The 16857-nt window shown below is 68.0% G+C and carries 15 protein-coding genes and 1 riboswitch; of the genes, 11 read left to right on the top strand and 4 right to left on the bottom strand.

Annotated elements, in window-relative coordinates; genetic code table 11:
- Positions 1-311: 311 nt before the first annotated feature.
- The 11 genes from BLU77_RS16915 (at position 312) to ribH (ending at position 12908) form a co-directional block, all read left to right on the top strand.
- Positions 312-1013, top strand: coding sequence for a DUF624 domain-containing protein (locus tag BLU77_RS16915; RefSeq protein ID WP_089774207.1), 702 nt, complete (start codon positions 312-314; stop codon positions 1011-1013).
- Positions 1014-1043: 30 nt separating this feature from the next.
- Positions 1044-2582: an extracellular solute-binding protein gene (locus BLU77_RS16920; RefSeq protein ID WP_089774208.1), complete on the top strand. Its 1539-nt coding sequence runs from the start codon at positions 1044-1046 to the stop codon at positions 2580-2582.
- Positions 2583-2644: 62 nt separating this feature from the next.
- A complete protein-coding gene (locus tag BLU77_RS16925) occupies positions 2645-3610 on the top strand; it encodes an ABC transporter permease (protein ID WP_089774209.1) in 966 nt (321 codons plus the stop codon).
- A complete protein-coding gene (locus BLU77_RS16930) occupies positions 3610-4509 on the top strand; it encodes a carbohydrate ABC transporter permease (protein ID WP_089774210.1) in 900 nt (299 codons plus the stop codon). The genes BLU77_RS16925 and BLU77_RS16930 overlap by 1 nt, the downstream gene beginning before the upstream one ends.
- Positions 4509-5177 (top strand): GDSL-type esterase/lipase family protein, encoded by a 669-nt coding sequence (locus BLU77_RS16935; protein ID WP_089774211.1) that lies wholly within the window; start codon positions 4509-4511, stop codon positions 5175-5177. The genes BLU77_RS16930 and BLU77_RS16935 overlap by 1 nt, the downstream gene beginning before the upstream one ends.
- A 43-nt stretch (positions 5178-5220) precedes the next feature.
- Positions 5221-5838: a DUF1961 family protein gene (locus BLU77_RS16940; protein ID WP_245708917.1), complete on the top strand. Its 618-nt coding sequence runs from the start codon at positions 5221-5223 to the stop codon at positions 5836-5838.
- 138 nt (positions 5839-5976) lie between these two features.
- Positions 5977-8748 carry an exo-rhamnogalacturonan lyase family protein gene (locus tag BLU77_RS16945; protein ID WP_245708918.1) on the top strand — a complete coding sequence of 924 codons (2772 nt, stop codon included), beginning with the start codon at positions 5977-5979 and terminating at the stop codon, positions 8746-8748.
- A 173-nt stretch (positions 8749-8921) separates the two neighbouring features.
- Positions 8922-9052, top strand: a riboswitch (FMN riboswitch).
- 89 nt (positions 9053-9141) lie between these two features.
- On the top strand, positions 9142-10434 hold the full coding sequence (gene ribD, locus BLU77_RS16950; protein ID WP_217632492.1) for a bifunctional diaminohydroxyphosphoribosylaminopyrimidine deaminase/5-amino-6-(5-phosphoribosylamino)uracil reductase RibD: 1293 nt from the start codon (positions 9142-9144) through the stop codon (positions 10432-10434).
- Positions 10435-10439: 5 nt separating this feature from the next.
- A complete protein-coding gene (locus BLU77_RS16955; protein WP_089774213.1) occupies positions 10440-11081 on the top strand; it encodes a riboflavin synthase in 642 nt (213 codons plus the stop codon).
- Complete coding sequence (ribB, locus tag BLU77_RS16960; protein WP_175477180.1) at positions 11074-12417, top strand: 3,4-dihydroxy-2-butanone-4-phosphate synthase; 1344 nt, start codon at positions 11074-11076, stop codon at positions 12415-12417. Before BLU77_RS16955 ends, ribB begins: the two co-directional genes overlap by 8 nt.
- Complete coding sequence (gene ribH, locus BLU77_RS16965; protein WP_089774215.1) at positions 12414-12908, top strand: 6,7-dimethyl-8-ribityllumazine synthase; 495 nt, start codon at positions 12414-12416, stop codon at positions 12906-12908. Before ribB ends, ribH begins: the two co-directional genes overlap by 4 nt.
- Positions 12909-13013: 105 nt before the next feature.
- Here ribH and BLU77_RS16970 read toward each other — a convergent pair whose 3' ends face one another.
- From BLU77_RS16970 to BLU77_RS16985, 4 genes are all read right to left on the bottom strand, one after another.
- Entirely contained in the window at positions 13014-13430 is a 417-nt protein-coding gene (locus tag BLU77_RS16970) for a DUF1801 domain-containing protein (protein WP_245708919.1), read from the bottom strand.
- A 195-nt stretch (positions 13431-13625) separates the two neighbouring features.
- Positions 13626-14354, bottom strand: coding sequence for a glycerophosphodiester phosphodiesterase (locus BLU77_RS16975; RefSeq protein ID WP_089774216.1), 729 nt, complete (start codon positions 14352-14354; stop codon positions 13626-13628).
- Positions 14355-15056: 702 nt separating this feature from the next.
- Complete coding sequence (locus tag BLU77_RS16980; RefSeq protein WP_089774217.1) at positions 15057-15926, bottom strand: carbohydrate ABC transporter permease; 870 nt, start codon at positions 15924-15926, stop codon at positions 15057-15059.
- Positions 15923-16855, bottom strand: coding sequence for a carbohydrate ABC transporter permease (locus BLU77_RS16985; RefSeq protein WP_089774218.1), 933 nt, complete (start codon positions 16853-16855; stop codon positions 15923-15925). The genes BLU77_RS16980 and BLU77_RS16985 overlap by 4 nt, the downstream gene beginning before the upstream one ends.
- Positions 16856-16857: the final 2 nt, after the last annotated feature.

Here is a 16857-nt window from a genome sequence, read left to right on the forward strand (position 1 = left end):
AGGTGCGGTCCGTCGTGACCGGCGGACCGTGCTTGTGGTGACGCGCGCCCTGGGTGCCTGCTCATTCGATTGGTGATTGCCTGAGCGCTGGGTGGCCGATGACGGTCTTGTCCCCGATGTCAGTCATGGCGCCAATGGTGACCGATCACGAAAAAGTCCCACCCATGGTTGACGGCGGCGCGATCGCCCCCTATCGTGAATCCATTCAAACAGGGGAAAGCCCTTTCCTGCCGTCGACGGAGTCGGTTCCGAACCGCTCCGAGGCGTCGACACGAGGCCCTGACCGAGATCAATGAAGATGCGGAGGCGAGATGGTGCTCAGCGGAACGGTGGCTGCCACCACCCGTCGGTCGACCGCGGACGCCCGGACCGCGACCTCCCGCCTGCATGCATGGGCGGACGCGGTCGCCTTCGTCGCGCTTGTGAACGCTCTCATCCTGGTACTCACCCTGGCGGGTGGTGTGCTGCTCGGCTGGGCGCCCGCCCTGGCCGCCGCGGTCGCCTGCAGCCGCCGGCGGATCCGTGGTGAGGTGCACCCGTGGATCCGGCTGTTCGCCACGACCTGGCGCCGTGAGCTGCGCCGGGCCACGCTCCTCCAGCTCCCGGGGAACGTGGTGATCGCGCTGCTCGTGATCAACCTGCTCGTCTTCCACGACCGGCCGGGCTTCACTGTGCTGGTGGTGGCACTCGCGGTCGCCACCGGGATCGCCGTGGTGCACCAGGTGCTGGTCGTCACCATGGACGCCCACTACGACCTGCCCATCGGTGACTGTCTGCGCCTGGCTGGTGCGTTCGCCGTCAGGTTTCCCGGGGCTCCGTTGCTGCTCGCCGCCACCACCGCCTTGGCGGCCACTGTCACCGCCTGGATCCCGGGGCTGCTCCCGGTGATCGCCCTCGGCGCCTGGCTCTACCTGTGCACTGCCCTGTGTCTCTCCTTCTTCGCCGCCAACGACCGTGCCCTGCACGGCGAGGAGGCGACTTCCGACCACCTGGCGAACTCACCCTCCGAGTGAACAACGACGCCACCCACGAAAGGAACACCCATGAAGAAGCAACTCCTCGCGCCCGTGGCCATGCTGGCTGCCAGCGGGCTGGCGCTCACCGCATGCAGCGGTGGCAGTGACGGCGGCAGCGGCGGTGGTGACGGCGGCGATCTGGAATCGCTGACCATCATGGCCCCCTACTTCGCCGAGGTACCGCCGGAGAGCGACGACCCGGTCGGCAGCGGCCTCAGCGATCTGGCCGGGATGCCGCTGGAGGTGCAGTGGGTGCCGAACTCTTCCTACGGAGAGCGGGTGAACACGGTGCTCGCCGGGGACGACATCCCCGACGTGATGGTCATCACCGGCAAGGACCAGGGCTTCGTGGCCACCGCCGAGGCCGGCGGCTTCTGGGACCTGACCGACCACCTCGCCTCCGGTGACTACCCGAACCTGGTCACCGAGAACCCGGACGTGCAGCAGGCCGCCAGCGTGAACGGCACGGTCTACGGGATCTACCGCGCCCGCGACGTGATCCGCTCCAGCGTGATCCTGCGCGCCGACTGGCTGGAGAACGTGGGTCTGGACGCGCCGGAAACCACCGAAGACCTCGCCGAGATCGCCCGCGCCTTCACCGAGGACGACCCCGACGGAAACGGTGAGGACGACACCTACGGCATGATCGCCCCGCAGTGGCCGGGAGGTATCGGCACCAGTAGCCCGTACGACACCATCGAGGTCTGGTACGGGTCGGGCAACGTGTGGCGCGACGAGGGTGGCGAGCTGGTGCCGGCCTTCACCACCCCGGAGTGGCGCGAGGCTGTGGAGTTCGAGCGCGACCTGGTGCAGAACGGCTACATCAATCCCGACTACGCCACGATGGACCCGGGCACCTGGAACGAACCGTTCCTCAACGGTGAGGGCGGGATCATTCTCGACGTGCAGTCCCGTGCCGGGCAGCTGCGGGGCTTGTTCACCGATGCCGGCGAGAACCCGGACGAGATGGTCACCATGGTCGGCCAGCTCGAGGGGCCGAACGGCACCTTCGCCCTGCCCACCACGGGCTATGCCGGCTTCCTCGCCATCCCAAGGTCCTCGGTGCAGACCGAGGAGCAGCTGGACCAGGTGCTCACCGCGTTGAACGAACTGAACAGCACCGAGGGACAGATCCTGATGAACAACGGCATCGAGGGGGACAACTTCGAGGTGGTGGACGGCTACGCGCAGTTCAACCCGGAGCGCCAGGACTTCACCGACCAGGTCACGGGAGCTTGGGCCCAGCTCGGGATGAACGTGAACGAGTACACCGCCTACTCGCCACTGCCCGAGACCGACTCGGACGTGGCGTTCAACGAGCGACGCCTGGAGCTGCAGGCCGAGGACCTGGAGAACGCGGTGTTCAACCCGGCCGCCGGCCTGGTCTCGGACACCTACACCACCAACGGGACCCAGCTGGACAACATCATCGGTGACGCCCGCATCCAGTACCTGGCCGGGCAGATCGACGACGCCGGTCTGGATGCCGCCATCGAACGGTGGCGCTCCAGCGGTGGTGACGCGGTGACCGAAGAGGTCAACGCGCTCTACGACGAGCTCGGCTGACCCACCCCGGCGGGGCTCGCGCACCTGCGGGCCCCGCCCCACGACCTCGAGAGGAGGCGGACATGACGACGACCGTCGAGACCGTGGCGGCGCCGCCGCGACGTGAACCCCGCGCGCCCAACCGGCGCAACCCGGGTCAGACGCTGCTGCGCTACCGGTGGCTGATCTTCCTGATGCTGCCAGGCATCGCGTACTTCCTGATCTTCCGGTTCTGGCCGATGTACGGCGCCCAGATCGCGTTCCGCAACTATGTGCCGTTCCTCGGTATCGAGGGCAGCGAGTGGGTCGGTTGGGATCACTTCGCCGACTTCTTCTCCAACCCCGACTTCCCGCGGTTGCTGGCCAACACCCTGATCATCGCCGGGCTGAGCCTGTTCATCGCGTTCCCGCTGACGATCGTGATGGCGCTGCTGCTCAACGAGCTGCGCCTGAACATCCTGAAGCGCACGGTGCAGACCCTGGTCTACATTCCGCACTTCTTGTCCTGGACCGTGGTGGTCTCCCTGACGGGGCTGCTGTTCGCCGTCGGGAACGGCCCGATGTGGACGTTGCTCAACGACCTCCTCGGGACCGAGACCAACTTCCTCGCCGATCCGGGCTGGTTCCGGCCGCTGATCCTGATGCAGGAGGTCTGGAAGAACACCGGCTGGGGAACGATCATCTTCCTCGCTGCGCTCGCCGGGGTGGATCAGGAGCAGTACGAAGCAGCGATCATCGACGGCGCCGGCCGGTGGCAACGGGTGCGGTTCATCACCATCCCCTCGATCATGAGCACGATCATCGTGCTGCTGATCCTGCAGACCGGGCAGATCCTGAATACCGGGTTCGAGCAGATCTACCTGATGTCGAACGCGCTGAACCGGTCCGTGGCCGACGTGTTCGACACCTACGTCTACTTCACCGGTATCCAGCAGGGCGCCTACTCCTACTCCACTGCCGTGGGGCTGGCGAAGGCGATCGTGGGCCTCATCCTCATCTTCGGCACGAACTGGCTGGCCAAGCGGTTCAACCAGGCAGGGATCTTCTGATGACTTCACTGCGCGCACCCAACCGGGTCAAGTATCGCTTCAACACCCCGGCCGGCAAGGTCTTCGACGTCGTCAACATCGTGGTGCTCACGGCTGTCGGTGCCCTGGCGATCCTGCCGTTCCTGTATGTCTTCGCCGCCTCCCTGGCCACGGAGCTGGAGATCACCACCCGCCCGTTCTTCCTCTGGCCCAGCGAGGTCACGACGGCGGCCTACCAGTCGATCCTGAGCTCCAGCGTGTTCGTGCGAGCCTTCGTCACGACCGTGGTGGTCACCCTCGTCGGCACGATGATCCAGCTGGTGCTCACCGCCCTGATGGCCTACCCGTTGGCCAAGGTGGACCTGCCGGGGCGGCGCACCATCATGGCGCTGGTGGTGTTCACGATGGTGTTCAGCGCCGGGATGATCCCGACCTTCCTGATCGTCAAGGAGCTCGGTCTGCTGGACACCTACTGGGCGCTGATTCTGCCGATGGCGATCAACCCGTTCAGCCTGATCATCATCAAGAACTTCTTCCAGGAGCTGCCCAAGGACCTGGAGGAGTCCGCTCGGATCGACGGCGCGAACGAGCTGCGGGTGCTGCGCAGCGTGGTGATGCCGCTGTCGAAACCAGTGCTGGCCACGTTCGCGCTGTTCTACGCGGTGGGCATCTGGAACGACTACATGTCACCGCTGCTGTACCTGAGCGACCAGAGCAAGTGGACCCTGCAGATGATCCTGCGGCAGGTGACCGCCTCGGCGTCACTCTCCCCGGACGATCTGATGACCGACGTGCCGCCACCGGCGCAGGGGATCAAGTTCGCCGTGGTGATCGTGGCGACCATCCCGGTGCTGCTGGCCTACCCGTTCCTGCAGAAGCACTTCGCCAAGGGCATGTTGATCGGGAGTGTGAAGGGCTGATGACCATCCATCTGGCAGGCGACTCCACCGTGGCGCCGGGACCGCTCGACGGGTCCGGGGTGATCGGATGGGGTGGCGTCTTCGACGAGTTCACTGACGAACTGGTGGCGAACCGGGCCATCGGTGGCGCGACCACGGATTCGTTCGTAGCGGAAGGCCGCTGGCAGGCGACCATCGATGCGATCGAGGCGGGGGACGTCGTCGTGCTCGGGTTCGGGCACAACGATCAGAAGCTCGAGGAGCTGGCGGCCGACGGCCGGTACACCGAGAATCTCGAGCGGTTCGTGACCGAGGTGCGCGACCGGGGCGGCATCCCGGTGCTGACCACCAGCGTGGAACGGCTGCTGCGTGACGACGCGGGTGCGTTGCGGGTGTCCCACGGGTCCTATCCCCGGGCGGTGCGCCGGCTCGGGCACCGGCTGGACGTGCCGGTGATCGAGCTGACCGCGTTCACTCGGTGGCTGTACGAGTGGCTGGCCGAGGAGGCTGGGCCGGTGCTGTTCCCGCACGGTAAGCCGGACCACAGCCCGGAGGAGGCGCGTGACACCACGCACTTCGGGCTCGCCGGAGCGCGGGCGGTGGCCTCGTTCGTGGCGCAGAACCTGCGGGCGATCCGCGGTCAGGACGACCACCACGAGCCGCTGGGTCGGTGGGTGATGCAGCCGTGACCTACACGAATGCCCTCACCAGCCCGCGGATCTGGAGGGCTGGGTGGCCGAGGGGCCGGTCGGTACCCGGTGCACCGCCGACGGGCTGGAGCTGTTCAGCACCGCCGACGAGGCGGCGCTGGTGGCCGACGGCCGCGGCGATCACGCGCACTTCACCTACTGGTGCCCCGAGGTGTTCGGACCGGACCTGGAGATCTCCTGGGACTTCAGGCCGCTGCACGGGGGCGGGCTGGCGATGATCTTCTTCGCCGCCACCGGCGCGGCTGGTGAGGACCTGTTCGACCCGGCACTGGGAGAACGCACCGGCTTCTACCCGCAGTACCACTCCGGGGACATCGCCACGCTGCACATCTCCTACCTGCGCCGGAAGTGGGCAGGAGAGAAACGGTTCCGCACCTGCAACCTGCGCAAGAGCCCCGGCTTCCACCTGGTGGCCCAGGGCGCCGACCCGCTGCCCGGCCCGGAGGACGCGGACGGTTGGTATCGGATCCGGGTGACCAAGCAGGGACCGGAGGTGACCTTCGCCATCGACGACCTGGACCTGTTCACCTGGACCGATGACGGCGCCTGCGGCCCGCCCCTGGCGGGCGGCCGGATCGGCTTCCGGCAGATGTCCCCGCTGGTGGCCCGCTACCGCAACCTCGAGGTCCGCCCCCTCTGACCGACCCACCTGCCCCTGCCCCTACCCACCCACCACCCTGACGCGAGTGCGGCCGATTTCGCTCACTCGCTGAGATATAGCCGAGAAGTCGAGCACTCGGTGACCATCGAGTGCCCGCTCACCCTGTTTGGAGCGTCGATGACCGCCGAGGCGACTATGACCGACCGTGACCGTGACGAACACCGCAGCGAGGTGGACGTACCGATCCGGTGGATCGACGACGCCCCGCCCCAGCAGTTGCCGGCCGGAGCGACCCTCGGCGCCCCGGTTCCGCGGGGCGTGGTGACCTCGCCCGAGGACCTGGCGCTGGTCGACGAGACCGGCGCCCCGGTGCAGGCCCAGCTCTGGCCGTTGGCGACCTGGCCGGACGGGTCGGTGAAGTGGGCGGGCATCGGTCTCGGGGCGCAGACCGAGCCCAGCGCCGGGTACCGGCTCGTTGTGCCGTCGTCGGCTACGGCGGCCACCCCGCCAGCCACCGTGACTTCGTCGGTTCGGCGCGATGTCGTGGGCGCGGACCCACGAAGTGGCGCCGAAGCCACGAAGTCGGCAGGGGAGAATGCCGGGAGCGAGGCCGCCGCCACGGTCGCGGTGGCCGAGGACCCCGACGGCGTCACGATCGACACCGGTGCCCTCACCGTCCGTATCCCCGCCCGGGGCGGAGTTCTGGTCGAATCGTTGGCCATCGCCGGCCAGGAGGTCGCCCGGGGCGGTGTCCTGGTCTCCAGCGTGCAGGACCAGCCCGAGCCGAACCACCCCGGCCGGGAGCACGGCGTGGGGCAGGTCGACTCGGTCACCGTGGAGCAGGCCGGCCCGGTCCGTGCGGTGGTGCGCATCGAGGGACGGCACCACACCGGCTCCGGCCGCGCCTGGCTGCCCTTCACCGTCCGGCTGGTGGCCGCCGCCGGGGCGACCCACCTGCGGCTGGTGCACTCCTTCGTCTGGGACGGCGACGCGAACGCGGACTTCCTCAGCTCACTCGGCGTCCGGTTCGACGTACCGCTACGTGCACAGCCGCACGACCGGCACGTGCGCCTCGCCGGTGCCGACGGCGGTCTGTTGCGCGAGGCCGTCCGCGGCCTGACCGGCCTGCGCCGCGACCCCGGCGAAGCGGTACGGAACGCCCAGATGGCGGGCGAGCCGACGCCGTCAGCGGACACCTGGGACCAGGACGTGGCGCGGCTCGCGCAATGGATCCCCACCTGGGATGGCTGGAGCCTGCGCCAGCACAACGCCAACGGGTACACGATCCGCAAGCGCACCACCCCCGACCACCCCTGGATCGGTGTGGCCGAAGGCACCCGGTCCGGCGGGTTCGGCTACCTCGGGGACACCGGCGGTGGCCTCGGGCTCGGGCTCACCGGGTTCTGGCAGTCCCACCCCACCGGGATCGACATCGCCGGTGCCGCGACCGAGACAGGCTCGCTCACCATGTGGCTGTGGTCGCCGGACGCCGACCCGATGGACCTGCGGTTCTACCACGACGGCCTCGGGCAGGACACCTACGCCGACCAGCTCGATGCCCTCGACATCACCTACGAGGACTACGAACCGGGCTTCGGCGACGCGCACGGCATCGCCCGCACCCACGAGCTCGACGTGGTCGCCTACCCGGCCACCCCGAGCGTGGAGCAGCTGGCAGTGGACGTGGCGCACACGGTCGAACCACCCCGGCTGGCACCCACCCCGGAGGCGCTGCACGCTGCCGGGGTGCTCGGCGACTGGGACCTCCCCGACCGCAGCACCCCCGCCCGGGCTCGCTTGGAGGACCGGCTCGATGCCCTGCTGGACTTCTACGTCGGGCAGATCGACCAACGGTCCTGGTACGGGTTCTGGAACTACGGCGACCTGATGCATTCCTACGACGCCGACCGGCACACCTGGCGTTACGACGTCGGCGGGTACGCCTGGGACAACTCCGAGCTCTCCCCGGACCTGTGGCTGTGGACGGCGTTCCTGCGCACCGGGCGGGCCGACGTGTTCCGCCTCGCCGAACGGCTCACCCGGCACACCGGGGACGTGGACGTCTACCACGCGGGGCAGTGGAAGGGGCTGGGCACCCGGCACAACGTGCAGCACTGGGGGTGCAGCGCCAAGCAGCTGCGGATCTCCACCCCGGCCTACCGGCGGCACCATTACTTCCTCACCGCCGACGAGCACACCCGCGACCTGATGCTCGAGCTGCGGGACTCCGACCAGACCTTCCTCGGGCTGGACCCGGTGCGGAAGGTACGCCCGGACGCCGCCACCTACACCCCGCAACGCAGCGCCCTCGGGGTGGGGCTGGGCACGGACTGGAGCTCCCTCGCGGCCACCTGGCTCGCCGACTGGGAGATCACCGGGAACACCCGATCCCGGGACCGGCTGCTCGGCACGATGACCGACATCGGCGCCCTCCCGCGCGGCTTCTTCACCGGTGAGGCGCTCTACGACCTGGACACCGGGCGCTTCGACACCTCCCGGGACCGGGTGGGCGCCTCGCACCTGTCGATCATGTTCGGGCTGGTCGAGATCTGCAGCGAGCTCGTGGACCTGGTGGACGAGCAGGACGCGCCCGGGTTCGCCGACGCATGGCTGCAGTACTGCCGGCTCTACCTCGGCACCCCGGAGGAGCAGGTGGCCGAGCTCGGCGCCGAGCACGGGGGCGCACCCTTCGAGCAGCCGCACTCGCGGGTGCTCGCCTATGCGGCGCACCGGCTCGGCCGGGCCGACCTCGCCGAGCGGGCGTGGCAGGCGTTCTTCGTCGGCGGGGAGCGGATGCGCGGGGAGTTCGTCTCGGCCCGGGAGGAGCCGCCGTACGTGCTCGCCCCGGTGGACGACGCCCCCACGCTGTGGACCAACGACGCAGCGCAGGGATCCCTGGCCACGATGCAGTGCCTGGCGCTGATCGGCGAGCACCTGCCCGAGGAGTAGGACGCGCGCCGGGCGCCCGTGCCGAACGCAACCCTGTGCGGCGTCCGAGCATCGAAACGCCGCACAGGGTTGCGCTCGGCAGTCGGGGTGTCCGGGTCCGGTGGGTGAGCAGCCCAGGCCGGTGCGTGGGCCGCGAGCGTGCATGTGCCACACTGGTGGGGTCGAACTGAAGTTCGCGCACTCCGGGGTCGGTGTAATTCCGAACCGGCGGTTATAGTCCGCGACCCGGCCGCAGCCAGCGGCCGGTTGATCAGGTGAAACTCCTGGACCGACGGTGAAAGTCCGGATGGGAGGTAGTGCGCGCGCGGCGGTCCTCGCCCGTGGTGGGTTTGTGCACCCGGTGGCGGTCCGCCGTCGCCGGCCCCGGGCTGCGCCTGAGCGCAGGAGGTACCGGTGGCATATCCCGACGGCGGAGCGCACCATGCGTGGCCCGGTGACCATGATCACGTGGTCGCTGCACTTCGCTGCGCCATCGACCTGAGCGCCCGCGGACTCGGCCGGGTCAGTCCGAACCCCGCGGTCGGGTGCGTGATCCTCGACGTCGAGGGGCACACGGTCGGCGAGGGATGGCACGCCCGGCCCGGCGGTGAGCACGCGGAGGTCGTCGCGATCGCCGATGCCCGGCACCGGGTCTTCGGCCCCGGCGACGACGCCCCACCGGACTTCCTCACCGGGTGCACCGCCGTCGTCACCCTCGAACCCTGCCCGCACACCGGGCGCACCGGCCCCTGTACCCAGGCGCTGCTGACCGCCGGCATCTCCCGGGTGATCTACGCCGTCGGGGATCCGCTGCACGGCGGGGGAGCGGACCAGTTGCGCGCCACGGGCACCGAGGTGCACGGCCCGGGCAGCCCGCTCGTGCCGGACGAGCTCGCCACCGAGGCGGCCGCCACCAACGAGGCCTGGCTGACGGCGGTGCGCACCTCCCGCCCGCACGTCACCTGGAAGTTCGCCGCCACCCTGGACGGCCGGTCCGCTGCCGCCGACGGCACCAGCCGCTGGATCACCGGCGAGCAGGCGCGCGCGGACGTGCACCGGCTTCGGGACAGTGTCGACGCGGTGCTCGTCGGGGCGGGGACCCAACGCACCGACGATCCGCACCTGACCGTGCGACCTGCGCCGTCGGACGGGCGGCAGCCGCTGCGGGTGGTGCTCGACCCGTCCGGCCGTACGGCAGGTGGTGCCCGCATGCTTGATGATGCGGCGCCCACTCTGCTCGTGCTCGGGCCCGAAGCTCCGCTGCCCGACGTCGCCGGTCATGTCGAGGTCGTCCGCGTCCCCACCTCCGGACGGGCAACGTTGTGGCCGGAATCGGTCTCGAAACCGACCACAACCTCGCCCGGCCAGGGCAACGAGACGGGGCCGACCGACCCGGGCGACGCCAGCCATCGGTACCTGGATCTGCCGGCAGTGCTTGCCACCCTGCACGAACGCGGACTCCGGTCCGTGCTGCTGGAAGGTGGCCCGCGCCTGGCCGGAGCGTTCCTCGCCGCCGGCCTCGTGGACCGGGTGGTCGCCTACCTCGCTCCGGCCCTGCTCGGCGCCGGACCCCCCGCGCTCGCCGACGCCGGAGTCCGCACGATCGACGCCGCCCACCGCCTGGAGACGGTCGACGTGACCACCCTCGGCCCCGACATCCGTCTCACCGCCCGCCCCCTCCCACTCCCCGAATCCCTCCAGGAGTAAGTCCCATGTTCACCGGAATCATCACCGACCTCGGCACCGTCGAGAGCCTCGAACCCACCCCCGGCGGCGCCCGGCTCGTCGTTACCGGACGCCTGCCGCACGACGTCGCCGTCGGTGACTCCATCGCCGTCGACGGTGTCTGCGTGACGGTGACCTCGCTCGCCGAGGCGAGCGACGCCGTCATGCGCACCTTCACCGCGGACCTGATGCCGCCCACCCTCGGCCGCACCACGCTCGGCGGGCGCAGCGGGGGGGACCGGGTGAACCTGGAGCCCGCTCTCTCGGCCGGGGGCCGGTTCGGCGGGCACGTCGTGGCCGGTCACGTCGACGCCGTTGGCACCGTGGTCGGGCGGACCGCCGGCGACCTCGCCGACCAGCTGACCGTGGCACTGCCCGCCCAGCTCGCCCGGTACGTGGTGCCGCAGGGATCGATCGCCGTGGACGGGGTGAGCCTGACCGTCGCCGAGCTGCACGACAACGCCGACGACGCGGGCGGCTGTTTCGTCACCATCGGCCTGATCCCCGCCACGCTCGAAGCCACCACCCTCGGGCAGCGCACCCCACCGGACCGGGTCAACCTCGAGGTGGATCTGCTCGCCAAGCAGGTCGAACGCCTGCTCGCCGTGCAGGAGGTGGCCCGTGCGTGACGTCGAGCGTGCCATTGCCGAGATCGCGGCTGGTCGCACCGTGATCGTCGTGGACGACGCCGACCGGGAGAACGAGGGCGACCTGGTGGCCGCCGCGGACGCGATCACCCCCGAGACCGTGGCCTTCATGGCCACCTACGGGCGCGGCCTGATCTGCGCCCCGATCACCGCCGAGGACGCTGGCCGGCTGGACCTGCCGCCGATGGTCGCCCGCAACACGGAGGCCCACGGCACCGCCTTCACCGTGAGCGTGGACGCCACCGAGGGCATCAGCACCGGGATCAGTGCCGCCGACCGGGCCCACACACTGCGGCTGCTCGCGGACCCGGCCACCGCTCCGGAGCAGCTGGCCCGGCCCGGGCACGTGTTCCCGCTGGTGGCACACCCCGACGGGGTGCTCGGCCGGATCGGGCACACCGAGGCCGGGGTAGACCTCACCCGGCTCGCCGGCCGTCGCCCGGCCGCCGTGATCTGCGAGATGCTCACGCCCGACGGCGTCCCTTGCCGGGGCGAGGAGTTGCGCGCCTTCGCCGCAGAGAACGGGATGGCGCTGGTGACCGTGGCCGAGCTGGTTGCGTACCGGCAAGGTCTGGCGTCCTCCGACGGGGAGCCGATCGGCTGGCCGCCGGTCGTGGAAGACGCGACGGATCTGCGAACGCCCATCCCGCCCGCCACGGTCCGACGCCAGGCGGAGGCGACGCTCCCGATCGCTGCTGGAACGTTCCGGGCGATCACGTATCTGGATCAGGGGACCGGTACCGAGCACGTGGCACTGTGCCTGGGTCTGAACGGCTCCGGCCATTTCTCCGGCGAGGACGACGTGCTGGTACGGGTGCATTCGGAGTGCTTGACCGGGGAGGCGTTCGGCTCGTTGCGCTGCGACTGTGGACCACAGTTGGACGACGCCCTCACGGCCATTGCCGCTGAAGGGCGCGGGGTGGTCGTGTACCTGCGCGGTCACGAAGGCCGCGGCACCGGGCTGACGGCGAAAATCCGCGCCTACCAGTTGCAGGAACAGGGTCGCGACACGGTGGAGGCGAACCTCGACCAAGGGTTGCCCGCCGATGCTCGTGACTACGCGGCCGCCGCAGCGATCCTGCTCGACCTCGGTGCACGCGAGGTGCGTCTGAAGTCGAACAATCCGGCCAAGTCGGCGGCGCTCGCGATGGGTGGGGTCGCGGTGCGTGGCCACGTGTCGGCGCCCGCTCCGGTGGGAGTCGACAACCTGGCCTACCTGCGCACCAAGGCCACCCGGATGGGGCACGTGCTGCCCTGGCTGCCGGACGAGCCCCACACCCTGACCGCACCGACCACCCACGAGAGGACCCCCGTATGACCAGCGAAACCACCCCCGCCCCGCACACCGGACCCGGGATCGAGGTGCCGCACGTGCCGCACCTGCGTGCCGCCGTCGTGGCTGCCTGCTGGCACGAGGAGATCACCACCGGACTGCTCGACGGGACGCTGCGTGCCTTTGGTGATGCCGGGATCACTGAGCCGACGGTGATCCGCGTGCCGGGCAGCTTCGAGCTGCCGGTGGCCGCGGGTCGGCTCGCGCGCGGCGGGTATGACGCTGTGGTGGCGCTCGGGATGGTGCTGCAGGGCACCACCGCGCACTTCGAGTACGTGTGCCAGGGGGTGACGACGGGGCTCACCGAGGTGGCCACCTCCACCGGGGTGCCGGTCGGGTTCGGGGTGCTCACCTGCAGCACCGAGGAGCAGGCCCGCGATCGGGCCGGGCTTCCTGGGTCACGGCAGGACGTCGGCTACGAGTCGGCGGTGGCGGCGCTCAGCACGGCGGTGGCGCTCGCCGAGGCCGGCGTGTGACCCGCTGCCAGCTTTCCCCACCGCCGAACGCAACGTTGTGCGGCGTTTCCGGTCGGGCGCGCCGCACCAGGTTGCGCTCGGCGGGGTGGTGAACCGGACGTTGCGTCAGCCTGGTGGTACCTCGCGCAGGGCTGCCTGCTCGACCAGGCTCGCCAATTGCTCCCAGGCTGCCTCGGTCGGCTCGGTCAGTGCATACGACGTCGGCCACATGCCCGAGTCGTCGTCGAGGTTCGCTCCCACGCTGAACCCGAAGGTGGAGTAGCGCTCCTTGTCCATCTGACCACTGCGGAAAAAGCAGAGCATCTTCCCCTTGCGGGCGTACCCGGGCTGCCCGTAATAGAGCTTGGGCGCCAGGTCCGGGGCTGCCGTCGTGACGACGGCGTGCACCCGTTCGGCCAGCACGCGGTCCGACTCCGGCATCGAAGCGATCTTCGCCAGCACATCCGCCTCGTCGGCGGCGGCCTTCTCCGCAGATCGGCCGCGGCGCGCTTGCGCCTTCAGTTCGGCGGACCGCTCCTTCATCGCGGCGCGTTCCTGATCCGAGAAACCTGTGGCGGCCGTGCTCTTCCTGCCGGTAGACCCGGTTCCCATGACGGTGCTCCCCTCGTTGATCTGTGCGTGTGCGTCCACGCTAGAGGGGCCAGTCCGTTGAGTGCTTCTCGATTCGTGATCGACCAGGTGTGGTCGACTGGCTCGATTCGTTCGGTCAGGTGGCGGCTACTGGGCTGCGAGCCACCCGGCCAGCCGGTCCGGCCGGTCGGTGATGATGCCGTCCACCCCCGCAGCCACCAGCGGAGCCCACTCGGCCGAGTCGTTCGAGGTCCAGGTGAAGATCTGCTGCCCGGCCCCGTGCACCCGGTCAACGGCGTCTGGCCTGGCGATCACACTCGCCGAGGTCGGGTTGCATGCCACGGCGTCCAGTTCTGCACACGTCGCGAGCGCCTCGTCGGTGACTTCCTGCACCAGCAGCGCTCGCGGAAGTTCCGGAGCCAGAGTGGCCAGGGTGCGTAGCATCTCCACCTCGAAGGACTGCGCGATCACCCGTTCGGTGACACCTGCCGACGCGAGCTGTGCGAGCAGTGCCTGCGTCGGTTCGGGTCGCCAGGCCCCCTTCAGCTCCAGCAGCAGCCCGACCTCCGGGAACCGCCCCAGCAGGTCCACCACATCGGCGAACAACGGCAGAGCCGTGCCGGCGAAGCCGGGATCGAACCAGGAGCCGGCATCCAGGTGCTTCACGTCGGTGGCGCGCATCTCGGCGACGATGCCGGCGCCGTCGGTGGTGCGGTCCACGGCGGCGTCGTGGATCACCACAGCCGATCCGTCCCCGCCCACCTGCACGTCGATCTCGATGAAGTGGGCTCCACCGAACGCGGCAGCAGCGAACGCGGGCAGGGTGTTCTCCGGGGCGACGGAGGAGTTGCCGCGATGGGCGACGATCTGGGTCACAAGAGTCTCCTGTCTCTGGCTCTAGCTGACACCGTACGACGCGCCGCCGACACTGGCGTGGAGGTGGTGGGAACCGTCGCCGGGGATTCAGGCAACGTTCACTTCCGCGACCGCAGTGGCAGGCGCGCTACGCGCCCGGGCCGCGCAACTCGTTCGACGACTTCCAGCAGCTTGCTGGGCACGCAGTTGGAACGCACGCGATACAAAGTGGGCTTCCCGACCCGGGGACGTCCGTCCCAAGCCTGATTGTTCAACCTCTGCACCTGGCTCCGGCTCAGCGAGCCGAAACCAGCCACTCGTTCCTGCGCCCAGCTCTCTCTTCACGAAGAGATCGACACGACGTCCAAGCAATCGAGACTGGCGACGTACGACGAGAATATTGGCCGCAGTACAGAAACTCACCCGGGTACATCTCGGTGTCCCGGGTACCGCGGTGGCCGCGGCCCGGCAAAGAGAGGGTGCCGTCGAGCTGGTGTATCGAGAGACCAGCGGGGCGCTCGGGCAGACGCTGTTTCACCGGAGGGGACTGCGATCCGCAACTTCCGATCTGTGATCGGGATGCGTCGATGATGGAGTACACGCGAGCCATCCTGGCCCGTGTGTCTACGTTAGTCAGGTCCGCAACAGAACTGGGCGTTCGGAGCGATGGCGGTGATGCCACACTCGACCAGTCTTTTCATCACCCCCCCTATTCCTCCTCCATCAACCCTTCACTGCCCCAGCCGCCAGTCCGTCAATGAGTTGTCGACGTAGGGAAATGAAGATCAGGATCGTAGGGAGAGCCGCAAGCATAGTCCCTGCGAGCACAAGGCCATACTCCGTGGAGAATGCCGTACGCAGTGAGTTTAAACCTAGCGGAAGGGTGTACATAGATGAATCGGACACGAATGTTGCCGGCCACAGGAAGTCGTTGTACACGGCTAGGAAGAACCAAACGAAAAGGGCGCCGATGGCAGGGCGAATAAGTGGCAGAACCACGGTGATAAAAATACGGAACTCTCTTGCGCCATCAACACGCGCGGACTCGATCACTTCCGATGGCACTCCCAGGATGAACTGGCGCATCATGAATACACCAAAAGCTGGCAGCAAGAACGGAATCGCATAGGTGAAATAGCTATTGGCCAGCCCAAGTCGCGTGATCTCTACGAACAAGGGGACCAAGATGATGGCAAATGGAACCATGAGTGCAGACAACACAATGTTGAACAGTACTCTTTCGCCAGGGAATCGGTACTTGGCGAATCCGAACCCTGCCAGTGCGGCAAGGAATGTCGAAACGGCCGCCGTAGATGAAGCGACAAGCGCGCTCGTTATGAACCATCTTGCGAATGGTGCACGCGTGAGCAGCTCGGAGTAATTCTCAACCGTCGGGTTGGAAGGAACGATCTGCGGAGGCGTAATGAAGATATCCTCTAGTGGCTTGAATGAGCCGGAGAGTGCCCAGAGGAGTGGGACGAACGAGACGACCAGCCAGAAGCCCAGTGCGATGTGGGTTAGGGCCGGCGGCCTACGGCGTACACTTGATCCGCTATTGGCTCGCTTCGCTTCGGACATCTTTGCGAAAGTCACTTCGACTCCCTTCCTACTCCGAACGCTGAAGCGATCACCCGCGATGCCGCGAATACCGTGATGAACAGCAGCACACCTGCGGCCGCAGCGAGACCGAACTGCTGTCGTACGAACGCGGCGCGGTAGATAAACATGGTGAGGCTGATGGAGGCATTGCCCGGGCCCCCATCAGTGAGGATATACGGCTCCTCAAATATCTGGGCGGTTCCCGTCAGCACGATCACGACAACGAACGCTGTCACCGGACGCAGCATCGGAATTGTGACACTGAAGAACTGACGAACAGGGGAAGCGCCGTCTATCGAACTCGCTTCATACAGCTCACGGGGAATGTTCTGTAGCCCGGCGAGAAAAAAGATCATCAAGTAGCCGGAATACCGCCAGATCAATATAATTATGATGGTCAATCGAGCCAGCACAGGAGCATCCAGCCAGCCGACAGGTGGCAACCCCAAGACTGCGCTTAGTATGGAGTTTACCAAGCCGGTCTGAGTATCGAACAGTATATTGAACAGTAAGGCGACGATGACCGGAGAAAGTACTACGGGCAAGAAGAATGAGGTCCGAAAGAATCCTCTCCATCGAACGCCTCTACTATTAAGAAGAGCTGCCAGCACGAGTGCGATCGGTATGACCAACAGCAAGGCTCCAGCAACATACCATCCTGTGTTTGCCGCCGCTGCACGGAAGTCGTCGCTGCGGAGAAGGGTGGCGTAGTTCTCAAGGCCGACCCAACTAGGTGTCCCGATTCCCGCCCATGAATGCAAGCTCAAATGAACGGCGAACAGACCTGGGCCAGCGATGAATGCAGCGAAAACAAGGTAGAAGGGCGCAATGAAGACGTAGGGCGCCAATCGCGTTCTTGTCCACTTTCTCCTTCTGCGGCGTTCATGTACATCGACTGCTTTGCCCGCTTCGACGGCACTCATTG

The organism is Ruania alba, assembly GCF_900105765.1.
GTDB lineage: Bacteria > Actinomycetota > Actinomycetes > Actinomycetales > Beutenbergiaceae > Ruania > Ruania alba.

Bases quoted from the DNA above. Each gene is read 5' to 3' on its own strand.
- BLU77_RS16915 (WP_089774207.1), top strand. From the start codon at position 312: ATGGTGCTCAGCGGAACGGTGGCTGCCACCACCCGTCGGTCGACCGCG.
- BLU77_RS16920 (WP_089774208.1), top strand. From the start codon at position 1,044: ATGAAGAAGCAACTCCTCGCGCCCGTGGCCATGCTGGCTGCCAGCGGG.
- BLU77_RS16925 (WP_089774209.1), top strand. From the start codon at position 2,645: ATGACGACGACCGTCGAGACCGTGGCGGCGCCGCCGCGACGTGAACCC.
- BLU77_RS16930 (WP_089774210.1), top strand. From the start codon at position 3,610: ATGACTTCACTGCGCGCACCCAACCGGGTCAAGTATCGCTTCAACACC.
- BLU77_RS16935 (WP_089774211.1), top strand. From the start codon at position 4,509: ATGACCATCCATCTGGCAGGCGACTCCACCGTGGCGCCGGGACCGCTC.
- BLU77_RS16945 (WP_245708918.1), top strand. From the start codon at position 5,977: ATGACCGCCGAGGCGACTATGACCGACCGTGACCGTGACGAACACCGC.
- BLU77_RS16955 (WP_089774213.1), top strand. From the start codon at position 10,440: ATGTTCACCGGAATCATCACCGACCTCGGCACCGTCGAGAGCCTCGAA.
- ribH (WP_089774215.1), top strand. From the start codon at position 12,414: ATGACCAGCGAAACCACCCCCGCCCCGCACACCGGACCCGGGATCGAG.
- BLU77_RS16970 (WP_245708919.1), bottom strand. From the start codon at position 13,430: ATGAAGGAGCGGTCCGCCGAACTGAAGGCGCAAGCGCGCCGCGGCCGA.
- BLU77_RS16985 (WP_089774218.1), bottom strand. From the start codon at position 16,855: ATGAGTGCCGTCGAAGCGGGCAAAGCAGTCGATGTACATGAACGCCGC.